Annotated in this window: 21 protein-coding genes and 1 pseudogene; 10 read left to right on the forward strand and 12 right to left on the reverse strand. The window is 57.3% G+C overall.

What is annotated here, in order from left to right:
• The first annotated feature begins 126 nt into the window (after positions 1-126).
• From ACK5JN_RS04430 to ACK5JN_RS04460, 7 genes are all read left to right on the forward strand, one after another.
• Positions 127-495, forward strand: a complete 369-nt coding sequence (locus ACK5JN_RS04430) for a DUF3302 domain-containing protein (protein ID WP_416869040.1) — start codon at positions 127-129, stop codon at positions 493-495.
• A gap of 2 nt (positions 496-497) precedes the next feature.
• Positions 498-1,634, forward strand: a complete 1,137-nt coding sequence (locus tag ACK5JN_RS04435) for an HlyD family secretion protein (protein WP_416869041.1) — start codon at positions 498-500, stop codon at positions 1,632-1,634.
• Between the two features lie 73 nt (positions 1,635-1,707).
• Positions 1,708-2,316: a glutathione S-transferase gene (locus tag ACK5JN_RS04440; RefSeq protein ID WP_416869042.1), complete on the forward strand. Its 609-nt coding sequence runs from the start codon at positions 1,708-1,710 to the stop codon at positions 2,314-2,316.
• Positions 2,317-2,415: 99 nt separating this feature from the next.
• Positions 2,416-3,807: an L-seryl-tRNA(Sec) selenium transferase gene (selA, locus tag ACK5JN_RS04445; RefSeq protein WP_416869043.1), complete on the forward strand. Its 1,392-nt coding sequence runs from the start codon at positions 2,416-2,418 to the stop codon at positions 3,805-3,807.
• Positions 3,804-5,654, forward strand: a complete 1,851-nt coding sequence (gene selB, locus ACK5JN_RS04450; RefSeq protein ID WP_416869044.1) for a selenocysteine-specific translation elongation factor — start codon at positions 3,804-3,806, stop codon at positions 5,652-5,654. The genes selA and selB overlap by 4 nt, the downstream gene beginning before the upstream one ends.
• Positions 5,655-5,838: 184 nt before the next feature.
• Positions 5,839-6,990, forward strand: coding sequence for an L-threonine dehydrogenase (gene yiaY / locus ACK5JN_RS04455; RefSeq protein WP_416869045.1), 1,152 nt, complete (start codon positions 5,839-5,841; stop codon positions 6,988-6,990).
• Positions 6,991-7,157: 167 nt separating this feature from the next.
• Entirely contained in the window at positions 7,158-8,780 is a 1,623-nt protein-coding gene (locus ACK5JN_RS04460) for a family 43 glycosylhydrolase (protein ID WP_416869046.1), read from the forward strand.
• A 52-nt stretch (positions 8,781-8,832) separates the two neighbouring features.
• On the opposite strand, the gene ACK5JN_RS04465 is transcribed toward ACK5JN_RS04460, so the two are convergent.
• The 3 genes from ACK5JN_RS04465 to ACK5JN_RS04475 all read right to left on the reverse strand — a co-directional run bounded on the left by ACK5JN_RS04465 (position 8,833) and on the right by ACK5JN_RS04475 (position 12,646).
• A complete protein-coding gene (locus ACK5JN_RS04465; protein WP_416869047.1) occupies positions 8,833-9,165 on the reverse strand; it encodes a hypothetical protein in 333 nt (110 codons plus the stop codon).
• A gap of 111 nt (positions 9,166-9,276) precedes the next feature.
• The gene (locus tag ACK5JN_RS04470; protein ID WP_416869048.1) at positions 9,277-11,235 is read right to left on the reverse strand and encodes a glycoside hydrolase family 127 protein; all 1,959 of its coding nucleotides are present in this window, start codon (positions 11,233-11,235) and stop codon (positions 9,277-9,279) included.
• Between the two features lie 10 nt (positions 11,236-11,245).
• Positions 11,246-12,646, reverse strand: coding sequence for an MFS transporter (locus ACK5JN_RS04475; RefSeq protein ID WP_416869049.1), 1,401 nt, complete (start codon positions 12,644-12,646; stop codon positions 11,246-11,248).
• Between the two features lie 239 nt (positions 12,647-12,885).
• On the opposite strand from ACK5JN_RS04475, the gene ACK5JN_RS04480 reads away from it, so the two are divergent.
• Together ACK5JN_RS04480 and ACK5JN_RS04485 are read left to right on the forward strand one after the other, a co-directional pair.
• On the forward strand, positions 12,886-13,704 hold the full coding sequence (locus ACK5JN_RS04480) for a helix-turn-helix domain-containing protein (protein WP_416869050.1): 819 nt from the start codon (positions 12,886-12,888) through the stop codon (positions 13,702-13,704).
• Between the two features lie 120 nt (positions 13,705-13,824).
• On the forward strand, positions 13,825-14,286 hold the full coding sequence (locus ACK5JN_RS04485) for a 4Fe-4S dicluster domain-containing protein (RefSeq protein WP_416869051.1): 462 nt from the start codon (positions 13,825-13,827) through the stop codon (positions 14,284-14,286).
• Here ACK5JN_RS04485 and ACK5JN_RS04490 read toward each other — a convergent pair.
• The 6 genes and pseudogenes from ACK5JN_RS04490 to ACK5JN_RS04515 all read right to left on the reverse strand — a co-directional run bounded on the left by ACK5JN_RS04490 (position 14,278) and on the right by ACK5JN_RS04515 (position 21,138).
• The gene (locus ACK5JN_RS04490) at positions 14,278-15,993 is read right to left on the reverse strand and encodes a ShlB/FhaC/HecB family hemolysin secretion/activation protein (protein ID WP_416869052.1); all 1,716 of its coding nucleotides are present in this window, start codon (positions 15,991-15,993) and stop codon (positions 14,278-14,280) included. The two genes, ACK5JN_RS04485 and ACK5JN_RS04490, sit on opposite strands and share 9 nt — an antisense overlap.
• A gap of 104 nt (positions 15,994-16,097) precedes the next feature.
• A complete protein-coding gene (locus tag ACK5JN_RS04495; protein WP_416869170.1) occupies positions 16,098-16,778 on the reverse strand; it encodes a collagen-like triple helix repeat-containing protein in 681 nt (226 codons plus the stop codon).
• Positions 16,748-16,930: a hypothetical protein gene (locus ACK5JN_RS04500; RefSeq protein WP_416869053.1), complete on the reverse strand. Its 183-nt coding sequence runs from the start codon at positions 16,928-16,930 to the stop codon at positions 16,748-16,750. The genes ACK5JN_RS04495 and ACK5JN_RS04500 overlap by 31 nt, the downstream gene beginning before the upstream one ends.
• Positions 16,885-17,202, reverse strand: coding sequence for a hypothetical protein (locus ACK5JN_RS04505; RefSeq protein ID WP_416869054.1), 318 nt, complete (start codon positions 17,200-17,202; stop codon positions 16,885-16,887). Before ACK5JN_RS04505 ends, ACK5JN_RS04500 begins: the two co-directional genes overlap by 46 nt.
• Before the next feature lie 472 nt (positions 17,203-17,674).
• Positions 17,675-18,928, reverse strand: a complete 1,254-nt coding sequence (gene avtA, locus ACK5JN_RS04510; protein ID WP_416869055.1) for a valine--pyruvate transaminase — start codon at positions 18,926-18,928, stop codon at positions 17,675-17,677.
• A gap of 173 nt (positions 18,929-19,101) precedes the next feature.
• Positions 19,102-21,138: pseudogene (locus ACK5JN_RS04515) on the reverse strand (alpha-amylase).
• Between the two features lie 308 nt (positions 21,139-21,446).
• On the opposite strand from ACK5JN_RS04515, the gene ACK5JN_RS04520 reads away from it, so the two are divergent.
• Positions 21,447-22,262 carry a protein bax gene (locus ACK5JN_RS04520; RefSeq protein WP_416869056.1) on the forward strand — a complete coding sequence of 272 codons (816 nt, stop codon included), beginning with the start codon at positions 21,447-21,449 and terminating at the stop codon, positions 22,260-22,262.
• A 57-nt stretch (positions 22,263-22,319) separates the two neighbouring features.
• On the opposite strand, the gene xylR is transcribed toward ACK5JN_RS04520, so the two are convergent.
• From xylR to ACK5JN_RS04535, 3 genes are all read right to left on the reverse strand, one after another.
• The gene (gene xylR, locus ACK5JN_RS04525) at positions 22,320-23,504 is read right to left on the reverse strand and encodes a D-xylose utilization transcriptional activator XylR (protein WP_271446707.1); all 1,185 of its coding nucleotides are present in this window, start codon (positions 23,502-23,504) and stop codon (positions 22,320-22,322) included.
• Between the two features lie 70 nt (positions 23,505-23,574).
• Positions 23,575-24,756 (reverse strand): xylose ABC transporter permease XylH, encoded by a 1,182-nt coding sequence (gene xylH, locus ACK5JN_RS04530; RefSeq protein WP_416869057.1) that lies wholly within the window; start codon positions 24,754-24,756, stop codon positions 23,575-23,577.
• Positions 24,734-26,275 (reverse strand): xylose ABC transporter ATP-binding protein, encoded by a 1,542-nt coding sequence (locus ACK5JN_RS04535; RefSeq protein ID WP_416869058.1) that lies wholly within the window; start codon positions 26,273-26,275, stop codon positions 24,734-24,736. Before ACK5JN_RS04535 ends, xylH begins: the two co-directional genes overlap by 23 nt.
• Positions 26,276-26,332: the final 57 nt, after the last annotated feature.

The following is a 26,332-nucleotide window of genomic DNA, read 5'->3' on the forward strand; positions in this document are numbered from 1 at the left end:
CTGAGTAAAAATTCCCTGCCGCCGGATGGCGAAAACGGCCATTGCGCATTATTTTCATATTACCAGCCATGAGCGTGTCGGCTGCCTGCAATTAAAAAATCCTATAAGCGTGAATCTGGGGCAGATATGTTTCTAAACTATTTTGCGTTAGGTGTGCTGATCTTTGTTTTCCTGGTCCTGTTTTACGGGATCATCATGATTCATGATATTCCCTATACCATTGCGAAAAAGCGCAACCATCCCCACGCGGATGCTATTCACACCGCCGGGTGGGTGAGCCTGTTTACGCTGCACGTCATCTGGCCGTTTTTATGGATCTGGGCCACCCTCTACCAGCCTGAACGCGGCTGGGGCATGCAGTCGCACATCAAGCCAGCCGAACCCGCGCCAGCTGCGGATGATACGCTTGCGCAGCTTTCCCTCCGGGTCACGGAGCTGGAGCAAAAACTGGCGCAAATTCGCCCCTCAGCCGACACGACGACGCCGGAGCAATAATCATGGATCTGCTGATTGTTTTAACCTACGTGGCACTCGCGTGGGCGGTGTTTAAAATATTCCGTATTCCAGTTAATCAATGGACGCTGGCGACCGCCGCGTTGGGCGGTATATTTTTGGTTAGCGGGCTTATTTTATTAATGAACTATAACCACCCCTATACCTATACCGCGCAAAAAGCGGTGATCTCGATTCCCATTACCCCGCAGGTTACCGGCGTCGTCAGCGAAGTGACGGATAAAAATAATCAGCTGATTAAAAAAGGCGAGGTGTTATTTAAGCTCGATCCGACGCGCTATCAGGCCCGCGTTGACCGCCTACAGGCGGATCTGGTGACCGCCACGCACAATATCCAGACGCTGAAAGCCCAGCTGTCGGAAGCGCAGGCCAATACCACCCGCGTATCCGCCGAGCGCGACCGGCTATACAAAGATTACCAGCGCTATCTGAAAGGCAGCCAGGCGCGGGTGAACCCGTTCTCAGAAAGCGATATCGACAACGCCCGACAGAATTATCTGGCGCAGGACGCGATGGTGAAAGGCTCCGTTGCCGAACAGTCGCAGATTCAGAGCCAGTTAGACAGTATGGTCAACGGCGAGCAGTCGCAGATTGTCAGCCTGCGCGCGCAGCTGGCGGAGGCGAAATATAACCTTGACCAGACGATTGTCCGCGCGCCTGGCGACGGCTATGCCACCCAGGTGCTGATCCGCCCGGGTACCTACGCCGCCGCGCTGCCTTTGCGCCCGGTGATGGTGTTTATCCCGGATCAGAAACGGCAGATTGTCGCCCAGTTCCGCCAGAACTCGCTGCTGCGTCTTGAAGCCGGCGACGAGGCGGAAGTGGTATTCAACGCCCTGCCGGGGCAGGTGTTCAGCGGCAAGCTGGCGAGTATTTTACCGGTCGTGCCCGGCGGCTCGTATCAGGCGCAGGGCACGCTCCAGTCGCTCACGGTAATCCCCGGAACCGATGGCGTACTCGCGCTGATTGACCTCGACCCGAACGCCGATGTGGATTCCCTGCCCGACGGCATTTACGCTCAGGTGGCGGTCTATTCCGACCATTTCGCTCACGTCTCGGTGATGCGTAAAGTGCTGCTGCGGATGACCAGCTGGATGCATTATCTTTATCTGGATCACTAGGATGACAAAATCCAGAAGGCGAATGCCGCTGCCTGAGCCATACTGATAGTTTTGTTGGCGCATGGAGATAAGAATGAAATTAGTCGGCAGCTACACCAGCCCGTTTGTCCGTAAGATATCGGTCCTGTTACTGGAAAAGGGGATCGCCTTCGACTTTATCAACGAGCAGCCCTACAGCCCCGACACCGGCGTGGCGCAGTACACGCCGCTGGGTAAAGTGCCCGCGCTGGTTACCGACGACGGCGAATGCTGGTACGACTCGCCAATTATCGCGCAGTATATTGAGCTGCTGAACGTCGCGCCGCAGATGGTGCCGTCCGACCCGCAGCAGGCGTTGAAAATCCGTCAGCTGGAAGCGCTGGCCGACGGCATTATGGATGCCGGGCTGGCCTCGGTGCGCGAGCAGGCGCGCCCGGCGGCGCAGCAGTCGGAAGAGGAAGTGCTGCGTCAGCGTGAAAAAATCAGCCGCAGCCTGGATGCGCTGGAAGGCTACCTTAACGACGGTACGCTGAAGACCGATGAACTCAACCTGGCGACCATCGCCATCGCCTGCGCGATCGGCTATCTCAACTTCCGCCGCATTGCGCCGGGCTGGTGCGTTGATCGTCCGCAGCTGGTGAAACTGGCCGAAACGCTGTTCCTGCGCGAAAGCTTTGCGCGTACCGAACCGCCAAAGGCTTGATTGAACGCTATAACGCGGCGGTGCAGTCCATTGTACAATCCCTTCCTATGAACTCCCTCTCCCGTCGGGAGGGGTAACATTTAACCGTCAGGCCTATTCATGACTACCGATACCCGTTCGCTCTACAGCCAGCTTCCCGCCACCGACCGCCTGCTTCGCGATCCCGATTTTGCCCGTTTACTTGAGGCCCACGGCCACTCGCAGGTGGTGGAACAGCTCCGCCTGATGCAGGAAGAGGCGCGGCTCTGCATTCGTGAGCAGCAGGCGCTGCCGCAGTGGAGCGAAAGCTGGGCGCAGGAGACGGCGCGGCGGCTCAACCGTGATTCGCAGAGCGCGCTACGGCCAGTAATCAACCTGACGGGAACCGTATTACATACCAACCTCGGCCGCGCGCAGCAGGCGCAGTCGGCGATTGATGCCGTTAGCCAGGCGATGCGCGACCCGGTGACGCTGGAGTACGATCTGGACGGCGCCGGGCGCGGCCACCGCGACCGGGCGCTGGCGGACCTGCTGTGCCGCTTAACCGGTGCGGAAGATGCCTGTATCGTCAACAATAATGCCGCGGCGGTGCTGCTGATGCTGGCGGCGACGGCGGCGGGTAAAGAGGTGGTGGTATCGCGCGGCGAGCTGGTGGAGATTGGCGGCGCGTTTCGTATTCCCGACGTGATGCGTCAGGCGGGCTGCGTGCTGCATGAAGTGGGCACCACCAACCGTACCCATGCGAAGGATTATCGTCAGGCGCTCAACGACAACACCGCGCTGCTGATGAAGGTACACACCAGTAACTACAGCATTGAAGGCTTTACCAAATCGGTGGAGGAAGCCGAACTGGCGGAAATCGGCCGTGAGCTCGGCGTGCCGGTGGTGGCGGATCTCGGCAGCGGTTCGCTGGTGGATCTCAGCCGCTACGGCCTGCCGAAAGAACCGATGCCGCAGGAGATGATTGCCGCGGGCGTGAGCCTCGTGAGCTTCTCCGGCGACAAGCTGCTGGGCGGCCCGCAGGCCGGGATTATCGTTGGCAGCAAAGCGCTGATCGCCCAGCTCCAGCAGCACCCGCTCAAGCGCGCGCTGCGCGCCGATAAAATGACGCTCGCGGCGCTGGAAGCGACCCTGCGTCTGTATCTGCACCCGGAAAAACTGGCGGCCGAGCTGCCGACCCTGCGCCTGCTGAGCCGCAGCGCACAGGAGATAGAGCAGCAGGCGCTGCGCTTGCGCGAGCCGCTGGCCGCCCGTTACAGCGAAGAGTTTGCCGTACAGGTGATGCCGTGTGCGTCGCAGATCGGCAGCGGATCGCTGCCTTCGGAAAGCCTGCCCAGCGCGGCCATTGCGCTGACGCCGCTCGACAGTCGCGGCAGCCGACTGGAGGCGCTGGCCAACCGCTGGCGCAGCCTGCCGGTGCCGGTAATCGGCCGCATTTACGATGGCCGCCTGTGGCTGGATTTGCGCTGCCTTGAAGATGAAACCCGTTTCCTGGAGATGTTGCTGAAATGATTATTGCCACCGCCGGTCACGTCGACCACGGCAAAACCACGCTGCTGCAGGCGATCACCGGCATTAACGCCGACCGCCTGCCGGAAGAGAAATCTCGCGGTATGACCATCGATCTGGGCTACGCCTACTGGCCGCAGCCGGACGGGCGCGTGCTGGGCTTTATCGACGTGCCGGGGCATGAAAAATTCCTCTCCAATATGCTGGCGGGCGTCGGTGGTATCGACCATGCGCTGCTGGTGGTGGCGTGCGATGACGGCGTGATGGCGCAGACCCGCGAGCATCTGGCGATTCTCCAACTGACGGGCAACCCGACGCTGACGGTGGCGTTAACCAAAACCGATCGCGTTGATGCGGCGAGAATTACTGAAGTGCGTGATGAAATCGCCGACGTGCTGCGTGAATACGGTTTTGAACAGGCTACATTATTTGAAACGGCGGCGACGGCGAATATCGGCATTGAAGCGCTGCGCGACCATTTACGCCAGCTTGCCGCTCGCGAGCACCCGGAGCATCAGCGTTTCCGTCTGGCTATCGACCGCGCTTTTACCGTCAAGGGCGCAGGCCTGGTGGTCACCGGCACGGCGCTGTCGGGCGACGTGCGCGTGGGCGATACTCTGTGGCTGACCGGCATGGGTACGCCGATGCGCGTGCGCGGTTTGCATGCGCAGAATCAGCCGGTTGAGCATGCGCACGGCGGGCAGCGTATTGCGCTGAATATCGTTGGCGCGGCGGAAAAGGGCGATATCAGCCGCGGCGACTGGCTGCTGACGGAAGCGCCGCCGGAGCCCGTTGAGCGGGTTATCGTTGAGCTGCAAAGCCACCTGCCGCTTAGCCAGTGGCAGCCGCTGCACATTCACCACGCCGCCAGCCATATCACCGGCCGCGTGTCGCTGCTGGAAAATAACCTCGCTGAGCTGGTGCTCGACACGCCGCTGTGGCTGGCGGATAACGACCGACTGGTGCTGCGCGATATTTCGGCGAAAGTGACGCTCGCCGGGGCGCGGGTGGTGACGCTGAACTCACCGCGCCGGGGCAAGCGTAAACCCGATTACCTGGCCTGGATCGCCGCGCTGGCGCTGGCAAAAACCGACGCTCAGGCGCTGGCGGCGCATCTCTCCCGCGATGCGGTGAAGCTGCGTGAGTTCGGCTGGGCGCGCCAGCTCAGCACGCAGGGGCTGGAACAGCTGATTGCCCAGCCGGGGTTTATCCTCGCTGGCGACTGCCTGCTGGATGCGCCGCTGGCGGCACGCTGGCAGCGTAAATTGCTGGACGCGCTGGCGCTGTATCACGAGCAGCATAAGGATGAGCCGGGCCCGGGCCGTGAACGCCTGCGCCGCATCGCGCTGCCGATGGAAGATGAAGCGCTGGTGCTGACCTTAATTGAGCAGATGCGTGAAAGCGGCGTGATTGCCAGCCATCACGGCTGGCTGCACCTGCCGGACCATAAGGCCGGGTTCACCGACGAGCAGCAGGCTATCTGGCAGAAAGCCGCGCCGCTGTTTGGCGACGAACCGTGGTGGGTGCGCGATCTGGCGACGCAGACCGGCACCGACGAGAATGCGATGCGCGGCGTGCTACGCCTGGCGGCGCAGCAGGGGATGATCACCGCGATTGTGAAAGACCGCTACTATCGCAACGATCGCATCGTGGCGTTCGCCAGCATGATTCGCGAGCTCGATCTGGAAAAAGGCTCCACCTGCGCGGCGGATTTCCGCGATAAGCTGAACGTTGGCCGTAAGTTAGCGATTCAGATCCTTGAATATTTTAACCGTATCGGCTTTACGCGCCGCCGCGGCAACGACCACTTATTGCGCGATGCGCTGCTGTTCCCGGAAAACAAAACGTAACAATTGATTTGAAAAAGATATCAAATCAAACACAAAAATATATTTATCACTATAAATCGCGACATTAACAACAAAATGCCGCGATTTTTATTTTTTACGTCGAGTAAAATGCTAACTGGATCGTGTTTTATGGGCGGTTAATGCTATAGCCTCGGGAGCTTGCTTATTAAATAAAGGAACTATCATGACTGCATCAACTTTCTTCATCCCTTCAGTGAACGTTATTGGTAACGGCGCCTTAAAAGACGCGATGAATACCATGAAAGACTACGGCTATCGCCGCGCTCTGATTGTCACTGATGCAGTTCTGAACAAGCTCGGCGTGGCGGCGGATATCCAGAAACGCCTCCAGGAATTTGACATCCTGAGCGTGGTATTCGACGGCACGCACCCGAACCCGACCACCGTTAACGTGGAAGAAGGCCTGGAAATGCTGCGCGCCAATGATTGCGACTGCGTCATTTCCCTGGGCGGCGGCTCCCCGCACGACTGTGCGAAAGGGATCGCGCTGGTCGCCTCTAACGGCGGCGATATCCGTGATTATGAAGGCGTTGATCGCTCTGCTAAACCGCAGCTGCCGATGATCGCCATCAACACCACTGCGGGCACGGCGTCTGAAATGACCCGTTTCTGCATCATCACCGACGTAACGCGTCATATCAAAATGGCGATCGTCGACAAGCACGTGACGCCGGTTCTCTCCGTCAACGACTCTTCCCTGATGGAAGGCATGCCGAAAGGGCTGACCGCCGCCACCGGTATGGATGCGCTGACCCACGCGATTGAAGCCTATGTCTCTATTGCCGCCACGCCGATTACCGACGCCTGCGCGCTGAAAGCCATCACCATGATTATCGACAATCTGCCGACCGCGGTAGAAAACGGTAGCAACAGCGAAGCGCGCGAAGCGATGGCCTACGCTCAGTTCCTGGCGGGCATGGCGTTCAACAACGCTTCCCTGGGCTACGTTCACGCGATGGCGCACCAGCTGGGCGGTTTCTACGATCTGCCGCACGGCGTGTGCAACGCGGTGCTGCTGCCGCACGTGCAGGTGTTCAACAGCAAAGTGGCCGCCGCGCGTCTGCGCGACTGCGCCCAGGCCATGCATATCGACGTGAGTGCAATGAGCGACGAGCAGGGCGCTGAAGCCTGCATTGAGGCCATTCGTAAACTGGCGCGCCAGGTGAACATCCCGGCGGGCCTGCGTGACCTGAACGTGAAAGAAGAGGACATCCCGGTGCTGGCGACCAACGCGCTGAAAGATGCCTGCGGCCTGACCAACCCAATCCAGGCAACGCACGACGAAATTATGGCGATTTTCCGCGCAGCCATGTAATTCCGCGCAAAGTAACAAAAAAGCAGAACGTTCACGTTCTGCTTTTTTATGGCCGCTGTTTTGCGCTGTAACCCCTGTTCGGTGATGCTGAACACATTATCTTCCGGCAAATAACTCTATAAAACATTGTTTCATTTTTATTCGTTTAACATAAAAAGGAATAATGCATGCGGAAGATATATTCATTAATTGTCATGCTCTCCGCTCTACCCGCAGTATCGCTCGCGGCGATAGATTGCCAGAAGCTGTCCGGCGATCGCTGGAAGGCGGGCGTTGAGGGCCAGCGGCAGGCCGACCTGGGCAATGGCTGCTACCTGAATCCCATTCTCTCTGGTGATCACCCCGATCCTTCCATTATTAAAGATGGTCAGGATTACTACATGACCTTCTCGTCATTTGAAGATTCTCCAGGCCTGATTATCTGGCACTCCCGCGATCTGGTGAACTGGCAGCCGGTTGGGCCCGCGCTGACGCAGCCAACTGATGCGGTGTGGGCACCAGACTTAGTGAAATATGGTGACCAGTACTATATCTACTTCACCACTAACCGCATCATTGATGAAAAAGGCACCAAAAAGAAAACGCTGTACGTGGTAACGGCGAAGGATATCCGCGGCCCGTGGAGTGCGCCGAAAGATATGGGGCTACAAAATCCGGCCAGTGACCCGGGGCATGCGGTGGGTGAAGATGGAAAACGCTATTTGTTTATGTCCGGCGGAAACCGTGTGCAGCTTAGCGATGATGGGCTGAGTACGGTAGGGCCGATGTCCGTAGTTTACACCGGCTGGCAATATCCTGAAGAGTGGGAGGTCGAAAGCTTTTCCCAGGAAGGCCCGAAGATTTTGCACCATGGCGATTATTACTACATGGTGCTGGCAGAAGGCGGAACGGCCGGGCCACCAACCGGGCACATGGTGATTGCGGCCAGATCGCGATCCATCAACGGGCCGTGGGAAAACTCGCCGCATAACCCGATTATCCGCACCCAGAATAAGCAGGAAAAATGGTGGTCGCGCGGCCATGCGACGCTGATTGAAGGGCCCGATAAGCAGTGGTACATGGTGTATCACGGCTATGAAAATGGCTTTATGACGCTGGGGCGGCAGGCGATGCTGGAACCTATCGTCTGGGGAGACGACGGCTGGTTCACCGCCTCCGGGGGCGATACCGGCAAACCGCTGCCGATGCCGAAGGGCGGCGAGGCCGTCGTGCACGGCATGGCGTGGTCCAATAGCTTTACGGCCGATGCGTTTCCGCTACGCTGGCATTTCTATCATGCACAGAATAATGAGCTACAGCGCGTTCGGCTCAATAACGGCGAGCTGGTGTTGCAGGCCAAAGGCTCGTCGCCAAAAGATACCTCGCCGTTGACGATGATTGCGGGCGATCGCGCTTATCAGGTAGAGGTAACCGCCCATTTCACCCCGCAGGCGCAGGCCGGACTGCTGCTGTTTTATAACCAGAAGCTGTACGTCGGGCTTGGGGTTAACGCGCAGGGCGTGGTAATGCACCGTTATGGCATGGAGCGAAACGAGAAGGCCCCGGCGCATCTGCAGAAGGTGAATACCGTCGATATCCGTATGATTAATCGCGAGAACATTGTGACCTTCTGGACGCGTCCCGCCGGTAGCGATAAATGGATAAAGTATCCGGTGCAGATGGAGGTATCAGGCTACAACCAGAACGTTGGCTATGATTTCCTCAGCCTGCGCCCGGCGTTGTATAGCGCGGGCGAAGGCAGCGTGACGTTTAGCCATTTTCGCTATCAGGCGCTGCCAGAGGCTGAGTGATTTTTTCGGCTACGTCGGTGATGAAAGGACAGAACGCTGGCGTTCTGTCTTTTCATTTTTGCGGCTTATTATTTCCGGGCACAACGCGCAGCGTTAGCTCGCGAAACTGCCCATAAATCCACAGTCCAAGCCAGCTCAGGCTGCCGATAACGGCGGTCAGAATTAATGCCAGCAACAGAAACAGCAGCGGGCTGAAAATGAGCGCAGGGAAGCCATGAACGATTTCTCCGTTCCAGCGAATGGTAATCAACGTAATACCTATCGCGCCGAGAATACCGTTGAACACGCCGAAGGGGACCAGTGAGCACAGCAGGCCGAGCAGGTGAATTCTATAGAGGCTGCCCGCGCTGATTTTCTTTAACGTCAGAGAGTGAAATTCGTCCATGGGGGTGAGTTACTTGCGGATTTTATTGTCAGGCGATTATAGGGGATTTGGCGTCGCTACGCTCGGCAGGTCTGATTTCAGACCCGGGCGGGCGCAGCGACGGCGGGGAGGTTACTCGCCTTCGTTAACCCAGATCGGCATCTCGCCTTCGCCACGGTTGGCCCAGCTAAACCACGGAATAAAGGTTAACGTCTGCGGCTGGCGCTGTGCCGGCGGCGTATCGTAATGCCACAGCGACTGCTGCTCCGGCTGGCTTGCCGTATGCTTAACGCCCTGCGCCTGCAGCAGCACCTTGTGAGCGAAAATGCCTTTGCCTTCCAGCTCGGTAAACGGCGCGTCTGCCGGCAGCCACAGATTATGCAGCTCCTCACCGTTATCGGCCTGCTCCAGGCAGTAAACCAGCGGCCCGCGCTGCACGGCGACCTTGCCGGCGACGTGGCGGACCAGCGGGTTGCCGTAGACCCGACGCACCGGCATTGGCAGCGTCAGCGTTAAGGTATCGCCTTCCACCCAGGTGCGGGAGATATGCAGATAGCCTTTTTTCACCGTTCCAGCCACGTCGCGACCGTTTAGCGTCACCAGCGGATCGCGGCACCAGTCCGGCAGGCGCAGCGCCAGCGTGTGGTTAACCGGATCCGGTGAATCAACGGCGATCTTGACCTGATCCTGCCATGGATAGTTACCGCTAATGCGCAAGCGCAGCGTTTGCTCGCCGACCGGGACCTCAACGCTGTTACCGATATACAGGTTCACGTATAGCGCATCCTGGCGCGGCGTGTAGATGTAGTGGCCGATTGAGGTCAGCACGCGGGCGATATTCGGCGGGCAGCAGGCGCAGCCGAACCAGCGCTGGCGCACCGGCTTCACGTGGTCGTAGATGTGGTTGAACGATAGCGTTTTCGGGTGCACTTCCAGCGGGTTAACGTAGAAGAAGTGCTTGCCGTCCAGCGCCATGCCGCCCAGCACCGTGTTATATAACGCGCGCTCCATAACGTCGGCGTACTGGCTGTCTGCCTCCATCTCCAGCATACGGCGGGCAAACATCATCAGGCCAATGGAGGCGCAGCTTTCTGCGTAGACCGTATCGTTCGGCAGGTCGTAGTCGCTGCTGAAGGCTTCGCCGCTGCTTTGTGAGCCGATCCCACCGGTGATGTACAGCTGGCGCTGCGCCATGTTGTTCCACAGGCGCAGGCAGTCCTGGCGTTTGTTTTCGTCCTGGCTCAGACGGGCGAGGTGCGCCACGCCGGTCATCAGGTAGACGAATCGCACCGCATGGCCAATAGCCGTAGGCTGCTCGGCAATGGGCTGATGCGCCTGGCTGTAAGGCTTGTCTTTCACCATCCATGCCGGGCCGTAGGTATTCCAGTAGGAGGTTTTACCGCGTTTTTCGTATTCGTCGTCGTAGAAGTGCGGCTGTTTACCGCGTTCTTCGACGAAATAATTCACCAGCGCCATATAGCGCGGCTCTTCGGTCACCTCATACAGGCGCATCAGCGCTAGCTCGATTTCCGGGTGGCCGGGGTAGCCGTGAATCTGGTTTTCTCCGGTGCCGAAGACCCGGTCGATATGGTCGGCGAGGCGGCACACCACTTCCAGCAGGCGACGTTTTCCGGTGGCCTGGAAGAAAGCGACGCCCGCTTCAATCATATGCCCCGCGCAGTACAGCTCGTGGCATTCGGCAAGATTGGTCCAGCGTTCTTGCGGGGCTTTGACGGTGAAATAGGTGTTCAGATAACCGTCGTCGCACTGGGCGGCGGCGACCAGTTCAATCACCGCATCGGCGGTTTTTTCCAGCTCGGCGTCCGGCTTCTGGCACAGCGACCAGGCGACGGCTTCCAGCCATTTCGCCACGTCGCTGTCCTGGAAGACCATGCCGTAAAATTCCCCCGCCTGCTGGCCTGCGGCAATGCGGAAGTTTTCTATCGCGTGGCTGGGTTCGGCATCGTCAATGCGGTCATTTAATGCATCCCATTGATAGGGGATTACCACATCGCGAACCAGCTGTTGATACTGGGCGAAAAACGGGTCATTAACTTTCAACGTATGCAGATTCACTTCCATAACAGACATGGCGAACTCCTCAGGACTGAACGTGACGGGCGCGAAGATCGGTGGCGATGCGCGCCATCATGGGATTATTGAGCTTGCAGGCGCGGATAGAGAACGCCAGCAGCAGGTGGAACAGGGCTGGCAGCAGGGTTTCCATCGACGTGATGCCCGCCAGCGATGATGCCGTTTGGTTTCCGACGCCGGGCTGATAGGCCACATAGATAAAGACAAGGCTAATAATGCCCGCGCTGGAGGCCCAGGCCAGCTTGATGAAAAACAGGTTAAAGGCGAAGTTCATGCCGGAGGAGCGCACACCGGTTTTCCATTCACCGTAGTCGTCGGAGAACGCCATCAGCGAGAAGTGTAGCGGCAGCGTGAAGCCAAGAATAATGCCGTTACCGAGAATGACCGCCAGCCATAAGGTCTGGTAAGCCGGGCCGGTGGGTAAGAACCACATCCCCAGCGCGATCGCCGCCAGCACCAGGTTGGTGTAGTAGTAGAGCTTGACGGTATCGAAGCGGCGCGACAGCAGGTTAATAATGACTGAGCCGAAAATAGACGCGAAGGTCACCATGGTGAAGAACAGGGAGGTGTAGCCGGTGGAGCCGCCCAGTACGTAGGTGATGAAGTACATATAGCCGCCGCCGCGGATATTAAAGACGTTAATCAGCAGGAACGACATCACCAGCATCAGCAGCAGCTGATCGTTTTTACGCAGCCCCGCAATGTGTTCACGCAGGGTAAATTTGCCCATCATGTCCAACGACACGCGCTCGCGAACCCAGAAGAAGCAGCACAGGAACATGACCGCGGCAATCGCGCATAGAACGCCGACGCCGTATTGATAACCCTGTGCCGTGTCGCCCTGACCAAGCGCCTTCACCAGCCACGGCAGGCCAACGGAGACCAGGAAACCCGCCACGCCGCACAGCACAAAACGCCAGGCCTGGCAGGAGATAACCTCGCTGTGGCGCGTGGTCATGGTGTTGATCAGCGCGCAGTAGGGCACGTTGATGGCGGTATAGCCCATCGACAGCAGCAGATAGGTGCCAAATGCCCAGGCGATCTTCACGCCTATGCTGGCGTCGGGAACGGTAAAGGTGAGTACGCCGATGATGGCGATGGGAAGCGCAATCCACATCTGCCACGGACGGAAGCGCCCCCAGCGGCTCTGCGTGCGGTCGGCCAGCACGCCCATAATCGGGTCGGAAATCGCATCAAAAACGCGAAGCGCCAGGAACAGGGTGCCAACCAGCGCAGGCGTCAGCCCAAAAACGTCGGTATAAAAGAAGGTCAGGAAGTTCATGATCAGGCAGGTAATCACGGTGCCGCCCGCATCGCCAAGGCCATAGCCGATTTTCTCGCGGACGGATAATTTCTCGTCCTGTGAACCGGACACGACCTCGCTGGTAGAAATAGGTGTAGCGGTCATGGGGTGCTCCTCGCAATGTGGAGATGTCTCTTTCAGTAGGGGTATTGTTGTAATGTCATGACCCGTTTAATTTTGCCTGGAAAGCGGCGACCAACAAGGTCACAAAGAAGTATAAAAAGTGGGTAATTCCGACCTGATGAGAAAAGTGTGAAGGCGATCGGGCATAAAATATTTTAGTTGTTAATAATCAGATAGAAAGGTCATTTTTTAGCGGCGAATAAGCGGGATATTTAATATTTATGCTCAATCTATCCATAGCGCTTCCGATTAAAGTTCAGAACGGTGGGCTATTTATCTCGCGCGGCGTGGGTCGTCACCCGGCGCGCAGACTGCGCTCATGGGAAGTCATATTCGTGGAAAAGGGGACATTAACGATTCAGGAAGAAGAGCATATTTTCCACGTTTCGGCCGGGGATACGCTCTTATTATGGCCAGGTCGTCGCCACGTTGGCGTTGAGGATTTCCCTACCGATCTGAAATTTTACTGGCTGCATTTCGAAGTGAATGCGCCCGTGCAGTCCCATCCGCTGTTAACCCAGCTGTCTATCCCGCAGCAGACCACCTCACACGACCCGCAGTACCTGATTTCTCTGTTTCGTCAGTTTCTGAACGAGCAGGAGAAAATTCAGCGCAACGCCTCGCTGGAGTTTATTTTACTGTTGATTTTGCAGCATATTTCGCTGTCGGCGCAAAATGAAGAGCCAAAAGATGAAGGCGGTACGGCGCTGGCGTGGAAGGCGCAGCAGGTGATTCATACCCGCTATCACCTGCCGCTCTCCACGTCGGCATTGGCAAAAGAGTTACACTGCAATGCCGACTATCTGGGGCGCGTGTATCGCCGGGTATTTCATCTGACGATTACCGAGGCCATCCACCGCCAGCGGGTGCGGGCGGCGGAAAAGCTGTTGAGCAACCACGCGCGTTCGCTTAAAGAGGTGGCCGAACAGTGCGGGTTTGCCGATGTGGGGTATTTCCGGCAGATTTTTCGCAAGCACACCGGGTTGACGCCTGCGGCCTGGAAACGGCGGTACTGCAAAGAGCATATTAATTCTGCTTGAGGCAAACGGCTGAATTTCGTCAGGCAGATAGCAAAAAATGCGCATCTCCCCTGTCGGATCAAAGCGTAGCGGCAGCCCGCTCTGGCACTCTTAAGCTTTATCGACCGTACGGAGAGGGGAATGAACCCGTTTATTGTTGCTGATTCCTTAAAGTGCATTGGCTGCCGGACCTGCGAGGTGGCCTGCGTGGTGGCGCATCAGGAACAGCAGGCTTGTGCGACCGTTTCGCGCGAGGCTTTTGTACCCCGCATTCGGGTGGTGAAGGGCGACGCGTTCTCAACGGCGGTGGCCTGCCATCAGTGTGAAGATGCGCCGTGCGGTAATGTGTGCCCTACCGGGGCGATAACCCGCGACAAAGAGGCGATCCGCGTCGATCAGGCACGCTGTATTGGCTGCAAGAGCTGCATGCTGGCGTGCCCGTTCGGGGCGATGACGGTGGCCGTGCAGCAGGCGCGGGCTCAGGCAATCAAGTGCGATTTATGTCACCACCGCGAGGAGGGGCCAGCCTGCGTGGCCGCCTGCCCGACGGGGGCGCTGGCCTGTATTGACGTCGGCCAGCTCTCCGTTTCTCGATTAATGTAGGTTATTGAAGTTCCAGCTGAAGGTCAGGCTGTAGCGCCATTCCCGGCTGTGCGTGTCGGTTGGCTTATCACCGACCGGGCGCGCGGCCTCGACGGTAACGCTGTAGTGTTTGTTGTCGCCAACCATCACCCCAGTGGCCACCGATGCCAGCCGCTGATGCGGAAATCCCGGCGCGTTGAACCACGTTTGTGCGGTATCGGCCAGCACGTAAGGCTGTACGGTCGCAACCCAGGTGCTCTCTTTGCGTTGATGCAGATAGCGCAGCTCAAGCTGCCCGCCGTAGCCGTAGTCACCGCTGGCTTCGCCGTCCTGGTAACCGCGACCAAAACGCTGGGCGCCGAAGCTGACGCGCTCTGGCTCTGGCAAATCGTTATCTGACCAATCGCCCTCCAGCGACGTGGAGAGGCGCCAGGTATCCGTTATCATCCATGCCGCGTCGATATTGCTTTTCCATAGGGTAAACGAGAGATCGTTGCCCTGCACCGGCGCGGCGTCGGCCAGCGAAGAGGCGTTAATGCCCTGGCGTAGCGTCAGCTTGCCGTTGATGCTGGCGCGGTCGAAGGCCTGAAAGCCATTCATGCCCAGTTCCAGCGCCGGATAGCGGACGTGTGATTTTTGCGTCAGGCCTAAGATTTCCTGCTCGTTAACGATGGCGCGGATGTGGTTGTCGTTACGGCGGTCGGTGTAATCCAGTCCGCCGTTAATATTGAACTGCCGTTTGCTGGTTAAGATCACCGGATAGCTGAACATCGCGCCGCCGTTGTATTGGGTGGTTTTCTGGCGCGATTCTATGTAGCCGGCGGGGAAGTTTAACAGGCGCGAATAGTCGCGCGGATCCTCGCGATAAAAGCTGCCCTTGAGCTGCATCATCAGCCCTTCATCCGTCAGGAACTGCTGATAGTTCAACCCGAGATAGGATTTGCGCGTCGAGCTGTCTAGCGGGATCAGGGTGGCGACCCCGAGCTGATCGCCGTAGCTGGTCAGGTTGCTGAGTGAGCCGTTGACGAACGCCATATTCTGACTGCGGCGGGTGTCGATCGTTGAGGAGATATCCCAGATACGCGGCTGCATCCCGACGGCCTGCATCGCCGCTGCGCCGTAGATATTCTGCGGTAGCTTCGCGTTAGCATCGACGGTCACGCCCGGGGTGCGCGTCATCAGTTGGGTATAGCGGTCGAAGGTGGCCTGGGTGAGCGGTTTCTGCGCCATGATTTTGGTCGCCAGACGCTTCAGGCGCTCGGCGATATTAGGGTTGTTGCTTTTTATATCGCTGTGGGCGATATAGCCTTCGACCAGTACGATTTTGAGCGTGCCGTCCTGAAAGTTGTTATCCGGAAGCCAGGCATAAGAGAGTGGATAACCGTCGGCACGATAGCGCAACGTAATATCGTTCACCAGCCCGGTCAGCGTTTTTAACGGCACCTGTTTATGGGCGTAGGGAACAAAAGGACGTAATAGTTCTTTTAATGGATAAACCGTGCCGCCAATAAATTGAATATGGTCGACTTTAATCAGCGTTTCGGGCGTTAATTTATTTTTGGGCACGCTCACGCTTAAACCTGGAGCGGCGGCTACGGGGGCTTGCGGTGTGCTGTTATTTTCTGCTTTAGCCGGGTTATTCGGATCAATCAATGCGGGTAATGTGTCTGCTCGGGCAATATTAAGCAGAACGATCCCCGATAGCGCATAAACCAGGGTAGTTTTCATGGCGCATTCCTTGTGTATTTTTTTGTGCAAGGATCATTATTGTTATTCTGCTGAAAAACGTGCCCCCATTGCGGGGGCACGGAACGCATTAATAAATGTATAGCTTATTTTTTAGTTGTTAACCCGAGCAGACCGCTTAAACCCCCTAAGGCACCGCCGCTGGTTCCTGTGCTGGCTGTTCCGGTACTGCTGCTACCGGTATTGGTGCTTGTGCTTACGTTCAGGCTTCCCGTGACGTTAGCTAACAGGCCGCCGCTGGTTCCGGTAGAGCCGCCGGTAGTGCCTCCGCTACTGGTGGCGGTTGGTTTCACCAGACCACCGGCGTCGGTCACGATATTACCGACGCTGGAGACCACCTGGCCCACGCCGCTCAGCGCAGGGGACGTGGTGCCAACCTGGCTGCCCACGCCGCTCACGGTGGTCCCGACCTGAGTCAGCAGGCCGTTAACCGGCGTGCCTACTCCGGTTGCCGTCCCTACGCCCTGAGTCACGCCCTGCACGCCGGAGAGCGTGTTATTGACCACCGAAGTTACGCCGGTGGTCGTCGCCGTCACGCCCGGGCTTTGCAGGGTGCTGGTCAATCCGCTGCCGGTGCTGCTGACAATCTGGCCCGTGCTGTTAACGACGTTGCCAACGACACCGGTGACACCGGCTACCGGGGTTCCCGAGGTGCTGGTGGAGAGATTACTCCCCACGCTGGAAACGGTATTGCCCAGTACGGTCACGGTGTTGGTTGTGCCCTGTAGCGTTGTCCCTACGCCGTTGGTATTTGACGAATTGCCAATACCATACCGGTGGTGACGCCGGTTCCCAGCGTATCGACCGCGTTACCCACGCCGCTCACCGTAGTGGAAATGGTTGAGGTGACCGGGTTATTGCCGGTGGTGGTGGTCAGCTGGCTTCCCAGACCGCCCAGCGTGTCACCCACGCCGGACACGGCTTTACCGGTATCGCCGACAATGCTGTTGATGGCGTTATTAGCGGTTGTACCGCTGCCGCCACCATTACCGCCGCCATCTCCACCGCCGGAGCCACCACCATTACCGCCGCCATCTCCACCGCCGGAGCCACCACCATCACCGCCGCCGGAGCCACCGCCGCTACCGCCGCTACCGCCACCAGAGCCGCCAGAACCACTACCGCCAGAACCGCTGCCACCTGACCCACTACCATCGCCGCCGCCAGAGCCGCTCCCCTGAGTGCTGCCATTTTTAGCCGTTGAATGAGAGCCCCCGCCGCTACCGCTACAGGCGGAGAGTGAGAATGCAATAAGAACCGCCACAGCAATAATGCTTAATTGGCTAACGTTTTTAGAGTTCATAACCATACTCCACCAGTTAAAACGCCGAGTGCGTATTAGTCAGTGTAAGTAGAAAATTAAGCCTTGCATGGCACGTTTCTTTTCATACGAAAGGCGGAATAAATCCGATTTAATTTAAGGTTAAACAAAGTCTGCTATGTAAATTAATATGCTTTGATGAAACAAGCTGTTACTTGGTTTTTAACATGTTAAGCCGGAATGAATAATTGCTTTAAATGTTTAGCAATAATGAAATGGCGCTTTAAATTGGGAGTAATCCGAGCGAAGAGAAGGGTAAATATTTCGGTTGTTATTTTCTGAATAACATTCGGGATCACCGAAAATATCGGCCTCAGAGAGTAGAGGCCGATATATTGTATATTATGAATGCTCGCGCCAGGCTAATTCAATTTCTTCAGCAAGGATTTTTACCCCGGCCTCGATTTTATCCGGGTCCGGTACGTAGTTCATTCGCATACATTGATGGGTATGATCCCACGGCTTATCCAGTCCCGGGAAGAAGAAGTCGCCGGGTACCATTAGCACGCCGCGTTTTTTCAGACGCTGGTAGAGCGTTTCGGTGGTAATCGGCAGATCTTTAAACCACAGCCACAGGAAAATCGCGCCTTCCGGCTTGTGGATCAGGCAACGTTCTTCCGGCAGGTAGCGGCGCAGGGTGGCGATAGTTTCCTGCACGCGCTGATAATAGAACGGCTTAATGACCGTTTCTGACAGGCGTAGCAGGTCGCGGCGCTTGATCATCTCGCACATGATGGCTGGGCCAATCCCGCCTGGGGCGAGGCTGATAATGCCGTTCATATTGCTGATGGCGGTGATGATTTTTTCGTCGGCGATGATGATGCCGCAGCGGCTGCCCGGCAGGCCAAGCTTAGACAGGCTCATACACAGCACGATGTTCGGGTTCCACAGCGGGGTCGCCTCGCTGAAGATAATCCCCGGGAACGGCACGCCGTAGGCGTTGTCGATAACCAGCGGGATGCCGTGCTGGTTGGCCAGTGCATCCAGCTGCTTCAGCTCTTCATCGGTGATGACGTTGCCCGTGGGGTTGGTCGGACGTGAAACGCAGATCATCCCGGTATCTTTATCAATAGGCAGATTTTCGAAATCAACGTGATATTTAAACTGGCCTTCTGGCAGCAGCTCAATGTGGGGACGGGTTGAGGCGAACAGATCGTCTTCCAGCCCCGAGTCGGCGTAGCCAATATACTCCGGCGTGAGGGGGAACAGTACCTTGCGGGTGGTACCGTCGGCACTGCGGCCGGCGAACAAATTGAACAAGTAGAAAAACGCGCTTTGGCTGCCGTTAGTCAGTGCAATATTCTGCGGTCCGATATCCCAACCTAATTCATTACGCAGCATATTGGCCAGCGCGACGAGTAGTTCGTTTTTCCCCTGCGGGCCGTCGTAATTGCACAGCGCATCAGAGACTTTGCCGCTTTCCAGCATCTCCGCCAGTAGATTATTAAAATAGGTATTCATCTCTGGGATCTGCGCCGGGTTACCGCCGCCAAGCATGATGGCGCCTGGGGTGCGTAAACCGTCGTTGAGGTCTTCCATCAGGCGGGTAATGCCTGAATGGCGGGTGAATTTGTCGCCGAAAAGAGAAAATGTCATAGCCAGATTTCTATTGCTTGTTCCGTGAAGTGGGTAACGATAACGCCACTGACGATGCGGTGCAAATGGCGTTAAGGCAGGGTCTTTAGTGGATAAAGTGAGATATTGCGGTATAAGCAGTTTTTTATTCTGCAAAGGCCCGGGCTAAAGCCGCGGGCCTGGAGGAGTCTCTATCAGCGCTTCCCGGCCCAGACAACCATGACCTTGTCCTCGCCGTATTCACGCACAAATCCGTAGCCTTGTGGCAGGGAGAGCGTGCTTTGTTTTCCTTCGCCAATGGCCGGATGACGGGCGCGGAACTGCCCCAGTTTTTGCCAGTGCGCCACCGTAGCGGCGGATTGACCGGCGACATCCTGCCAGTTCATGGACGAGCGCGTGCCTTGTAGCGGGTCGGAACCGGTGGGGCCAAACGGGCGATCAGATTCGTCGCCGTAGAAGATTTGTACCGCACCGGGCGCGAGCAGCAGCAGCTCGGCGGCGTTGTCGCCTTTTTCACGGAACAGGCGGGTATCGTGCGATGACAGGTAGCTCAGGACGTTAAAGCTTTGCAGCTTATCGGCCATTTGCTGCCAGGTCTGGTCGATGTTAGCCAGGCAGTCGCTGGCCTTTGCCGCCTGATCCTGGTAATCAAAGTTGATCATCGCGTCAAAGCCGTGGCGGTAGTAGTCGCTTTCCATTACGCCGTGCCCCCAGGCTTCGCCGGTCATCCAGAACGGCGCGTCGTCCATGGCCTTTTGCGGGTTGGCCTTTTTCCACGCCGCCAGCGCGGCCACCGACTGCGACTTGAGCTGCTGCCAGGCCGCCATCTCTACGTGCTTAGCGGTGTCGACGCGGAAGCCATCAATGCCGTAGTCGCGCACCCATTGGCTGAGCCACTGGGTCAGGTAATCACGCGGCGTGAAGCCGTCGACGGCGCGGGCGCGGGTATCCGGTTTGTGCTGGAAGAAATGGGGTAACCCGCCTGGAGCGGTCGATTCCGTTTTCAGATCGGGCAGAAACGCCAGCGACATCGTCAAATCATCAAAACCGGGGTTGTCGTAGTCGCCAATATCGGTGCGGATCCACGCTTTACCCCACCATTTATCCCATGCGGCCTTGTCGCTGAAGTTGATGTAGTCGTTGAAGCTGTGCCAGCTTTGCCCCGGGCCGGGCTTCCAGTCGGTCCAGCGCTGGCCCAGCGTTTTCGCCACCTCGTCGCCCTGCAGGTACAGCGCGCCGAACTGATATTCCTGCATGTCGGCCAGCGTCGCGTAGCCGGTATGGTTCATGACCACGTCGAAGAGGATACGGATGCCGCGCTGGTGGGCGCCATCAACCAGCGCGCGCAGATCGTCCTCGGTGCCCATATTGGCATCCAGCCGGGTCCAGTCCTGAGTGTAATAGCCGTGGTAGGCATAATGTGGAAAATCGCCCTTGGTACCGCCACCCACCCAGCCGTGAATTTGTTCCAGCGGCGAGCTAATCCACAGCGCGTTGACGCCCAGCTTTTGCAGATAGTCGAGCTTGCTGGTCAGGCCCTTCAGATCGCCGCCGTGGAAGGTGCCGATTTCCTGCATACCATCTTTCTGACGCCCATAGCTGTTGTCGTTGCTGGGATCGCCGTTCACGAAACGGTCGGTCAGCACGAAGTAAACGGTCGCGTTGTGCCAGCTGAACGGTGCGGTGGCGAGGACGTCGGCGCTTTCCAGCAGCAGTAAACCGTTGCTGCTCTCCGCGGGCTGTAAGGTAATTTTCCCCTGCGTGACGACCGCGGTCTGCCCGCTATAAAAATCGCGTACCTTGCTGCCTTCGGCGAAGGTCTGGCCGACATCCAGCGTCAGCGGTTTACCGTCCCAGCGCGGACACTGGCGAACGTTAACCTGCGCACTGCGGCTTTCGGCCTCGCTTTGCACGGCGATAGTCAGCGTGGGCGTGCCGGAGCGGGTATCAATTTCAAGCGTATAGCTGCCGTCGCGGAACAGCCGCCACTACGGCGCATCCCCCTGACAGGGTTCGAGCGACAGCATCTGGTTAAGGCGAACGGCGTCAGAGGGCTGCCAGCACTGCTGATCAAGATTCAACCTCAGAGCGCGGGTACCCTTCGCGAGCGTTTTCTGGCTGGTGAATTTCCCCGTGCCATCGGCTACAAAGGCGGGGAAGTCCTGCGTGGTCCAGCTGGCGGCGCTGGCGATAGCGGGGAGCAGTAGCGGTACAAGGGCGGCAAGCTTCATAGCGTTATCCTGTGCCTGGGCATTTTTTCTTCAGTGTGCCAGCAGGTTATCGCGCTGTACTCATCCTTATCCAGGGAGGAGGAAAAGGGCTGAGTGATGGTGGTCAAAAAATGCGCTAAAATGAGATATACCTAGCATTTCGTCTGCGTAATTTGTCTTATGCTGAATCGCGTCCGTTTGCTCGTTTCAGAATCGGACTATTTCCTGAACGTGCGTTGACGGGCTATTTTTGTTATAATTTGAGATTCATCTCTCAATTTTATTAAATAAGAAGGCGTTGGAATGATTGCATCCGACCAGGAGACCTAATGATATCGACTCCCATCCGACGATATGGGGCCGCGATACTAATGTTACTCATCTGCACATTTTCAGGTGGGGTGTTCGCAAAAACACACACGGTAACAAAGCATCAGAAAGCCTCGGTAACCAAGACGAGTTTAAGTAAGGCCAGCAGTAAACAAGAGTATTCTCGCAATAGTGTAAAGAGTAGTTCACTTCCTGATTTGCGAAAATACCCTTCCGGAACCCCAAGGAAAAGAGCGTTTCTCCGGACGGTAATGCCTTATATCACAAGTCAAAATGCTGCCATTACTGCGGATCGTAACTGGCTGGTTTCCAAACAGTACGAAGGCCGCTGGTCGCCGTCTGAACGTGCGCGCCTGAAAGATATCGCTGCACGCTACAAAGTCAGCTGGAACGGCAATACCCGTAAGGTGCCGTGGAATACGCTGCTTGAGCGCGTCGATATTATTCCTGGCAGCATGGTCGCCACGATGGCCGCCGCCGAAAGCGGCTGGGGTACCTCGAAGCTGGCGCGTAATAACAATAATCTGTTTGGCATGAAGTGCGGCAGAAGCTGTGGTTCAGGTTCAATGAACGGCTACACCCGGTTTAATTCGGTGAAAGAGTCCGTTCAGGCTTATGCCAGAAACCTCAATACGCATCCGGCCTATGCCTCGTTCCGTAAATCACGCGCCCAGCTGCGTAAAACGGATCAGGAAGTCACCGCTACCGCGATGATTCATAAGCTGAAAGGTTATTCCACCAAGGGGTCGCGCTATAACGACTACCTGTTCGCGATGTACCAGGATAACCAGCGTCTGATTGCGGCACATATGTAATCGCTGCTGAATATCAAAAAAGGCCTTCCATCTGAAGGCCTTTTTTGTGGGCGGGGGTCAGGCTTGAATCAGCGCCTCGCTATGCTGCTCGCGATACTCCTTTGGCGTGGTGTCGTACTCTTTTTTGAACACCGAATAGAAATACTGCAGCGACGGGTAGCCGCACATCTGCGAAATTTCGTTGATAGACAGCGATGTAGACACCAGCAGGCTGCGCGCTTTTTCCAGCTTCTCGCTGTGGATCACCGCGTGAATGGTTTCGCCCACTTCCTCCTTAAAGCGCTTCTCCAGGTTGGAGCGCGAGATGCCGACGGCGTCCAGCACCTGTTCAACCTTAATTCCCTTGCAGGCGTTGTTGCGAATATAGTGCATGGCCTGGATGACGGCGGGGTCGTTGAGCGAGCGGTAGTCCGTTGAGCGTCGTTCCATCACCCGCATCGGCGGCACCAGCACCCGCTGTAGCGGCAGAACTTCATTATCGAGCAGACGCTGCATCAGCTTGGCGGCCTGATAGCCCATCTGCCGTGCGCCCTGGGCGACGGACGAGAGCGCCACCCGGGAGAGGTAGCGGGTCAATTCTTCGTTATCAATGCCGATCACGCACAGTTTTTCCGGCACCGGAATATGCAAATGCTCGCAGGCCTGCAGGATATGGCGGGCGCGGGCATCCGTGACGGCAATAATGCCGGTTTGCGGCGGCAGGGTTTGCAGCCAATCCGCCAGCCGATTTTGCGCATGCTGCCAGTTCTCCGGCGCAGTTTCCTGGCCCTGATAGATGACGCCGCGGTACTTCTCTTTGGCGACAATCTGGCTGAAGGCATATTCGCGCTCCTCGGCCCAGCGCTTGCCGCTGGCGGTAGGTAGGCCATAGAAGGCGAAGCGATGGACGCCTTTCTCTTTGAGATGTAAAAAAGCGCTTTCAACCAGCGCGTAGTTATCGGTCGCGATGTAGTGAACGGGAGGATACTGCTCCTGGCGGTGATAGGAGCCGCCCACGCCGACGATAGGGACATCGACGTCGGTGAGCAGCGCTTCAATGGTGGGATCGTCATAGTCGGCGATAACGCCGTCTCCCAGCCACTCTTTAATGTTTTCGATCCGCGCGCGGAAATCTTCTTCAATGAAAATATCCCACTCGGACTGCGACGCCTGTAAATATTCGCCAACGCCTTCAACCACCTGACGGTCGAAGGCTTTGTTAGCGTTGAACAACAGCGTCACGCGGTGACGTTTTCCAAACATGGTTCAGGGTTCCTCGTGAAACATGAGGGGTGTTGCCGGCCACTGATTCGGCAACACCACGGCCAGGCAATTACGCACGCCGTTTGGTTGCGGAGTCCATCCAGACGGCAAGCAGTAAAATCGCACCTTTCACGATATATTGCCAGAAAGTGGGCACGTCCATCATACTCATTCCGTTATCGAGCGAGGCCATAATAAATGCCCCCATGACGGCGCCAGCGACGCTGCCGACGCCGCCCGCCAGGCTGGTACCGCCGATCACGCAGGCGGCGATGGCATCCAGCTCAGCAATGTTGCCCGCGGACGGCGAGCCGGCACCCAGACGTGAGCTTAAAATCAGCCCGGCAATCGCCACCATCAGGCCGTTAATGGCAAATACCGCCAGCTTGTTACGCTCGACGTTGATACCGGAAAGACGCGCGGCTTCAATATTGCCGCCAATCGCGTAGATACGGCGGCCAAAGGCGGTGCGGGTTGCCATAAACATGCCGCCGAGCAGCAGCAGCGTCAGCAGCAGCACTGGCGTGGGTACGCCGCGATAGTCGTTCAGCAGCCAGATGGCTCCCAGCACAATGACCGCCGTCAGCGCCTGACGCCCGACCACGCCGGTAGACGCAGGCGTTGACAGCCCCATCGACTGGCGGCGCATTCTGCCACGCCATTGCCAGGCAATAAACGCCATCAGCCCGACGGCGCCAAAGGTAAAACCGATGCCGTCTGGCAGATAGCTCTGACCAATTTGCGACATCGCCGCGCTGGTGGGCGACACGGTGGTGCCGTTGGTGATGCCAATCAAAATGCCGCGAAACGCCAGCATCCCCGCAAGGGTGACGATAAACGATGGCACCTTACGATAGGCTACCCACCATCCGTTCCACGCGCCGAGTACCAGCCCCATTGCCAGCGTCACGATAATGGTGAGCGGCAGCGGCCAGCCGAGCCAGACGTCGAAAATCGCCGCCGCGCCCCCTAACAATCCCATCATTGAGCCGACGGACAGGTCGATTTCGGCCGAGATAATCACAAACACCATCCCGACGGCGAGTATGCCGGTAATGGCGGTCTGGCGCAGCAGGTTGGAGACGTTACGCGCGCTCAGGTAGGCGCCATCGGTGGTCCAGGTGAAAAACAGCATGATCACAATAATGGCCGCAATCATGACGAAAACCTGCAAGTTCAGCGATTTTAGCCGCAGCGTCGGGGCCGCTGCGGGGGTGGCCAGTTTCATTTCAGACGGATTGTTTTTCGACATGGCGTTCGCTCCTTAAGGCGGCTTCCATCACATTTTCCTGAGTCAGGTTATGGTTCACCAGGTTGGCTTTGAGTTTCCCTTCGTGCATCACCAGCACCCGATCGCTCAGCCCCAGCACTTCCGGCAGCTCAGAGGAGATGACGATGACGGCGATGCCTTGCTGCACCAGTTGATTGATAAGTTTATAGATTTCATACTTCGCGCCGATGTCGATACCGCGCGTGGGTTCATCCAGAATCAGGATGCGCGGGTTCAGCAGCAGGCAGCGGGCCAGTATCGCTTTCTGCTGATTGCCGCCGCTCAGTCGACCGATGGCCAGATCCGGGGAGGAAGTTTTCACCTTCAGACGCTGAATGGATTGCAGGATGCACTGCTGTTCCCTGGCGTCATCGAGGCTGCTCAAGGCGCCACTGAAGTCGTTGAGCGCGGCAAGCGTGATGTTTTTGCCAACCGCCATCACCGGCACGATGCCGTCCTTTTTGCGGTCTTCTGGCACCATCGCAATGCCGTGGCCAATTGCCTGCTGGCAGCTGCGGATATCGACCTGCTTACCGTCGATAAAAATGCGCCCCTCCCAACGGCCGCGCCAGACGCCAAACAGGCACTGTACCGCCTCGGTACGCCCCGCGCCGACCAGCCCGGCAATGCCGAGGATTTCGCCGCGTTTCAGGCTGAAAGAGATGTCGTTGACGCGCTTGATATGGCGGTTAACCGGATGCCATGCGGTCAGATGCTCGACGCGCAGGATCTCCTCGCCCGCAGCGTGCGGTTCGCTGGGGTAGAGCGCCGTCAGCTCGCGGCCCACCATCATGGTGATGATGTCATCTTCCGTCATGTTGCTGGCGTCGCGGGTGCCGATATGCTGACCGTCGCGGATAACGCAGATCGTGTCGGATATCGCTTTGACTTCATTCAGCTTGTGCGAAATATAGATACAGGCGATGCCGTGGTTTTGTAGATCGCGGATGATATCCAGCAGGACGGCGGTCTCTTGCTCGGTCAGCGAGGCGGTCGGCTCATCAAGGATCAGCAGCCGCACCTGTTTGTTGAGCGCTTTGGCGATTTCGACCAGCTGCTGCTGGCCAAGCCCCAAATCGCCAACCCGGGTATCCGGGGAAATGGCGAGATTAACCTGTGCCAGCAGCTTTTCGCAGCGCAGGGTCATGGTGTCGTAATCAAGCACGCCACGGCGGCCGATCTCAGCACCGAGGAAAATATTTTCCAGCACGGTCAGATGTTTAACCAGCGCCAGCTCCTGGTGAATAATAGCAATACCTTTACGCTCGGTATCGCGAATATGCGTCGGCTGTAGCGTCTCGCCGGCGAAAATAATCTCTCCGTCATAGCTTCCGTGCGGATAAATACCGCAAAGCACCTTCATTAAGGTTGATTTGCCGGAGCCATTTTCGCCACACAGGGAAACAACCTCGCCTGGGTTTAATCTGAGGCTGACATTATCGATAGCCTTCACGACCCCGAAGGCTTTGGTAATGTTCTTCATTTCAAGTAAATACGGCATAAGTACTGGTGCTCCACGTAAGCCTGGCTACCGGGTATTCCCGGCGGCTACGCTGCC

This window comes from Kluyvera sp. (genome assembly GCF_047971185.1).
In the GTDB taxonomy this organism is placed as follows: Bacteria; Pseudomonadota; Gammaproteobacteria; order Enterobacterales; family Enterobacteriaceae; genus Kluyvera.

What these genes read in the sequence shown, in the direction of transcription:
- ACK5JN_RS04430 (WP_416869040.1), top strand. Translation starts at nt 127, where the DNA reads ATGTTTCTAAACTATTTTGCGTTAGGTGTGCTGATCTTTGTTTTCCTG.
- ACK5JN_RS04435 (WP_416869041.1), top strand. Translation starts at nt 498, where the DNA reads ATGGATCTGCTGATTGTTTTAACCTACGTGGCACTCGCGTGGGCGGTG.
- ACK5JN_RS04440 (WP_416869042.1), top strand. Translation starts at nt 1,708, where the DNA reads ATGAAATTAGTCGGCAGCTACACCAGCCCGTTTGTCCGTAAGATATCG.
- selA (WP_416869043.1), top strand. Translation starts at nt 2,416, where the DNA reads ATGACTACCGATACCCGTTCGCTCTACAGCCAGCTTCCCGCCACCGAC.
- selB (WP_416869044.1), top strand. Translation starts at nt 3,804, where the DNA reads ATGATTATTGCCACCGCCGGTCACGTCGACCACGGCAAAACCACGCTG.
- yiaY (WP_416869045.1), top strand. Translation starts at nt 5,839, where the DNA reads ATGACTGCATCAACTTTCTTCATCCCTTCAGTGAACGTTATTGGTAAC.
- ACK5JN_RS04460 (WP_416869046.1), top strand. Translation starts at nt 7,158, where the DNA reads ATGCGGAAGATATATTCATTAATTGTCATGCTCTCCGCTCTACCCGCA.
- ACK5JN_RS04465 (WP_416869047.1), bottom strand. Translation starts at nt 9,165, where the DNA reads ATGGACGAATTTCACTCTCTGACGTTAAAGAAAATCAGCGCGGGCAGC.
- ACK5JN_RS04470 (WP_416869048.1), bottom strand. Translation starts at nt 11,235, where the DNA reads ATGTCTGTTATGGAAGTGAATCTGCATACGTTGAAAGTTAATGACCCG.
- ACK5JN_RS04475 (WP_416869049.1), bottom strand. Translation starts at nt 12,646, where the DNA reads ATGACCGCTACACCTATTTCTACCAGCGAGGTCGTGTCCGGTTCACAG.
- ACK5JN_RS04480 (WP_416869050.1), top strand. Translation starts at nt 12,886, where the DNA reads ATGCTCAATCTATCCATAGCGCTTCCGATTAAAGTTCAGAACGGTGGG.
- ACK5JN_RS04485 (WP_416869051.1), top strand. Translation starts at nt 13,825, where the DNA reads ATGAACCCGTTTATTGTTGCTGATTCCTTAAAGTGCATTGGCTGCCGG.
- ACK5JN_RS04490 (WP_416869052.1), bottom strand. Translation starts at nt 15,993, where the DNA reads ATGAAAACTACCCTGGTTTATGCGCTATCGGGGATCGTTCTGCTTAAT.
- ACK5JN_RS04505 (WP_416869054.1), bottom strand. Translation starts at nt 17,202, where the DNA reads ATGGCAGCACTCAGGGGAGCGGCTCTGGCGGCGGCGATGGTAGTGGGT.
- avtA (WP_416869055.1), bottom strand. Translation starts at nt 18,928, where the DNA reads ATGACATTTTCTCTTTTCGGCGACAAATTCACCCGCCATTCAGGCATT.
- ACK5JN_RS04520 (WP_416869056.1), top strand. Translation starts at nt 21,447, where the DNA reads ATGATATCGACTCCCATCCGACGATATGGGGCCGCGATACTAATGTTA.
- xylR (WP_271446707.1), bottom strand. Translation starts at nt 23,504, where the DNA reads ATGTTTGGAAAACGTCACCGCGTGACGCTGTTGTTCAACGCTAACAAA.
- xylH (WP_416869057.1), bottom strand. Translation starts at nt 24,756, where the DNA reads ATGTCGAAAAACAATCCGTCTGAAATGAAACTGGCCACCCCCGCAGCG.
- ACK5JN_RS04535 (WP_416869058.1), bottom strand. Translation starts at nt 26,275, where the DNA reads ATGCCGTATTTACTTGAAATGAAGAACATTACCAAAGCCTTCGGGGTC.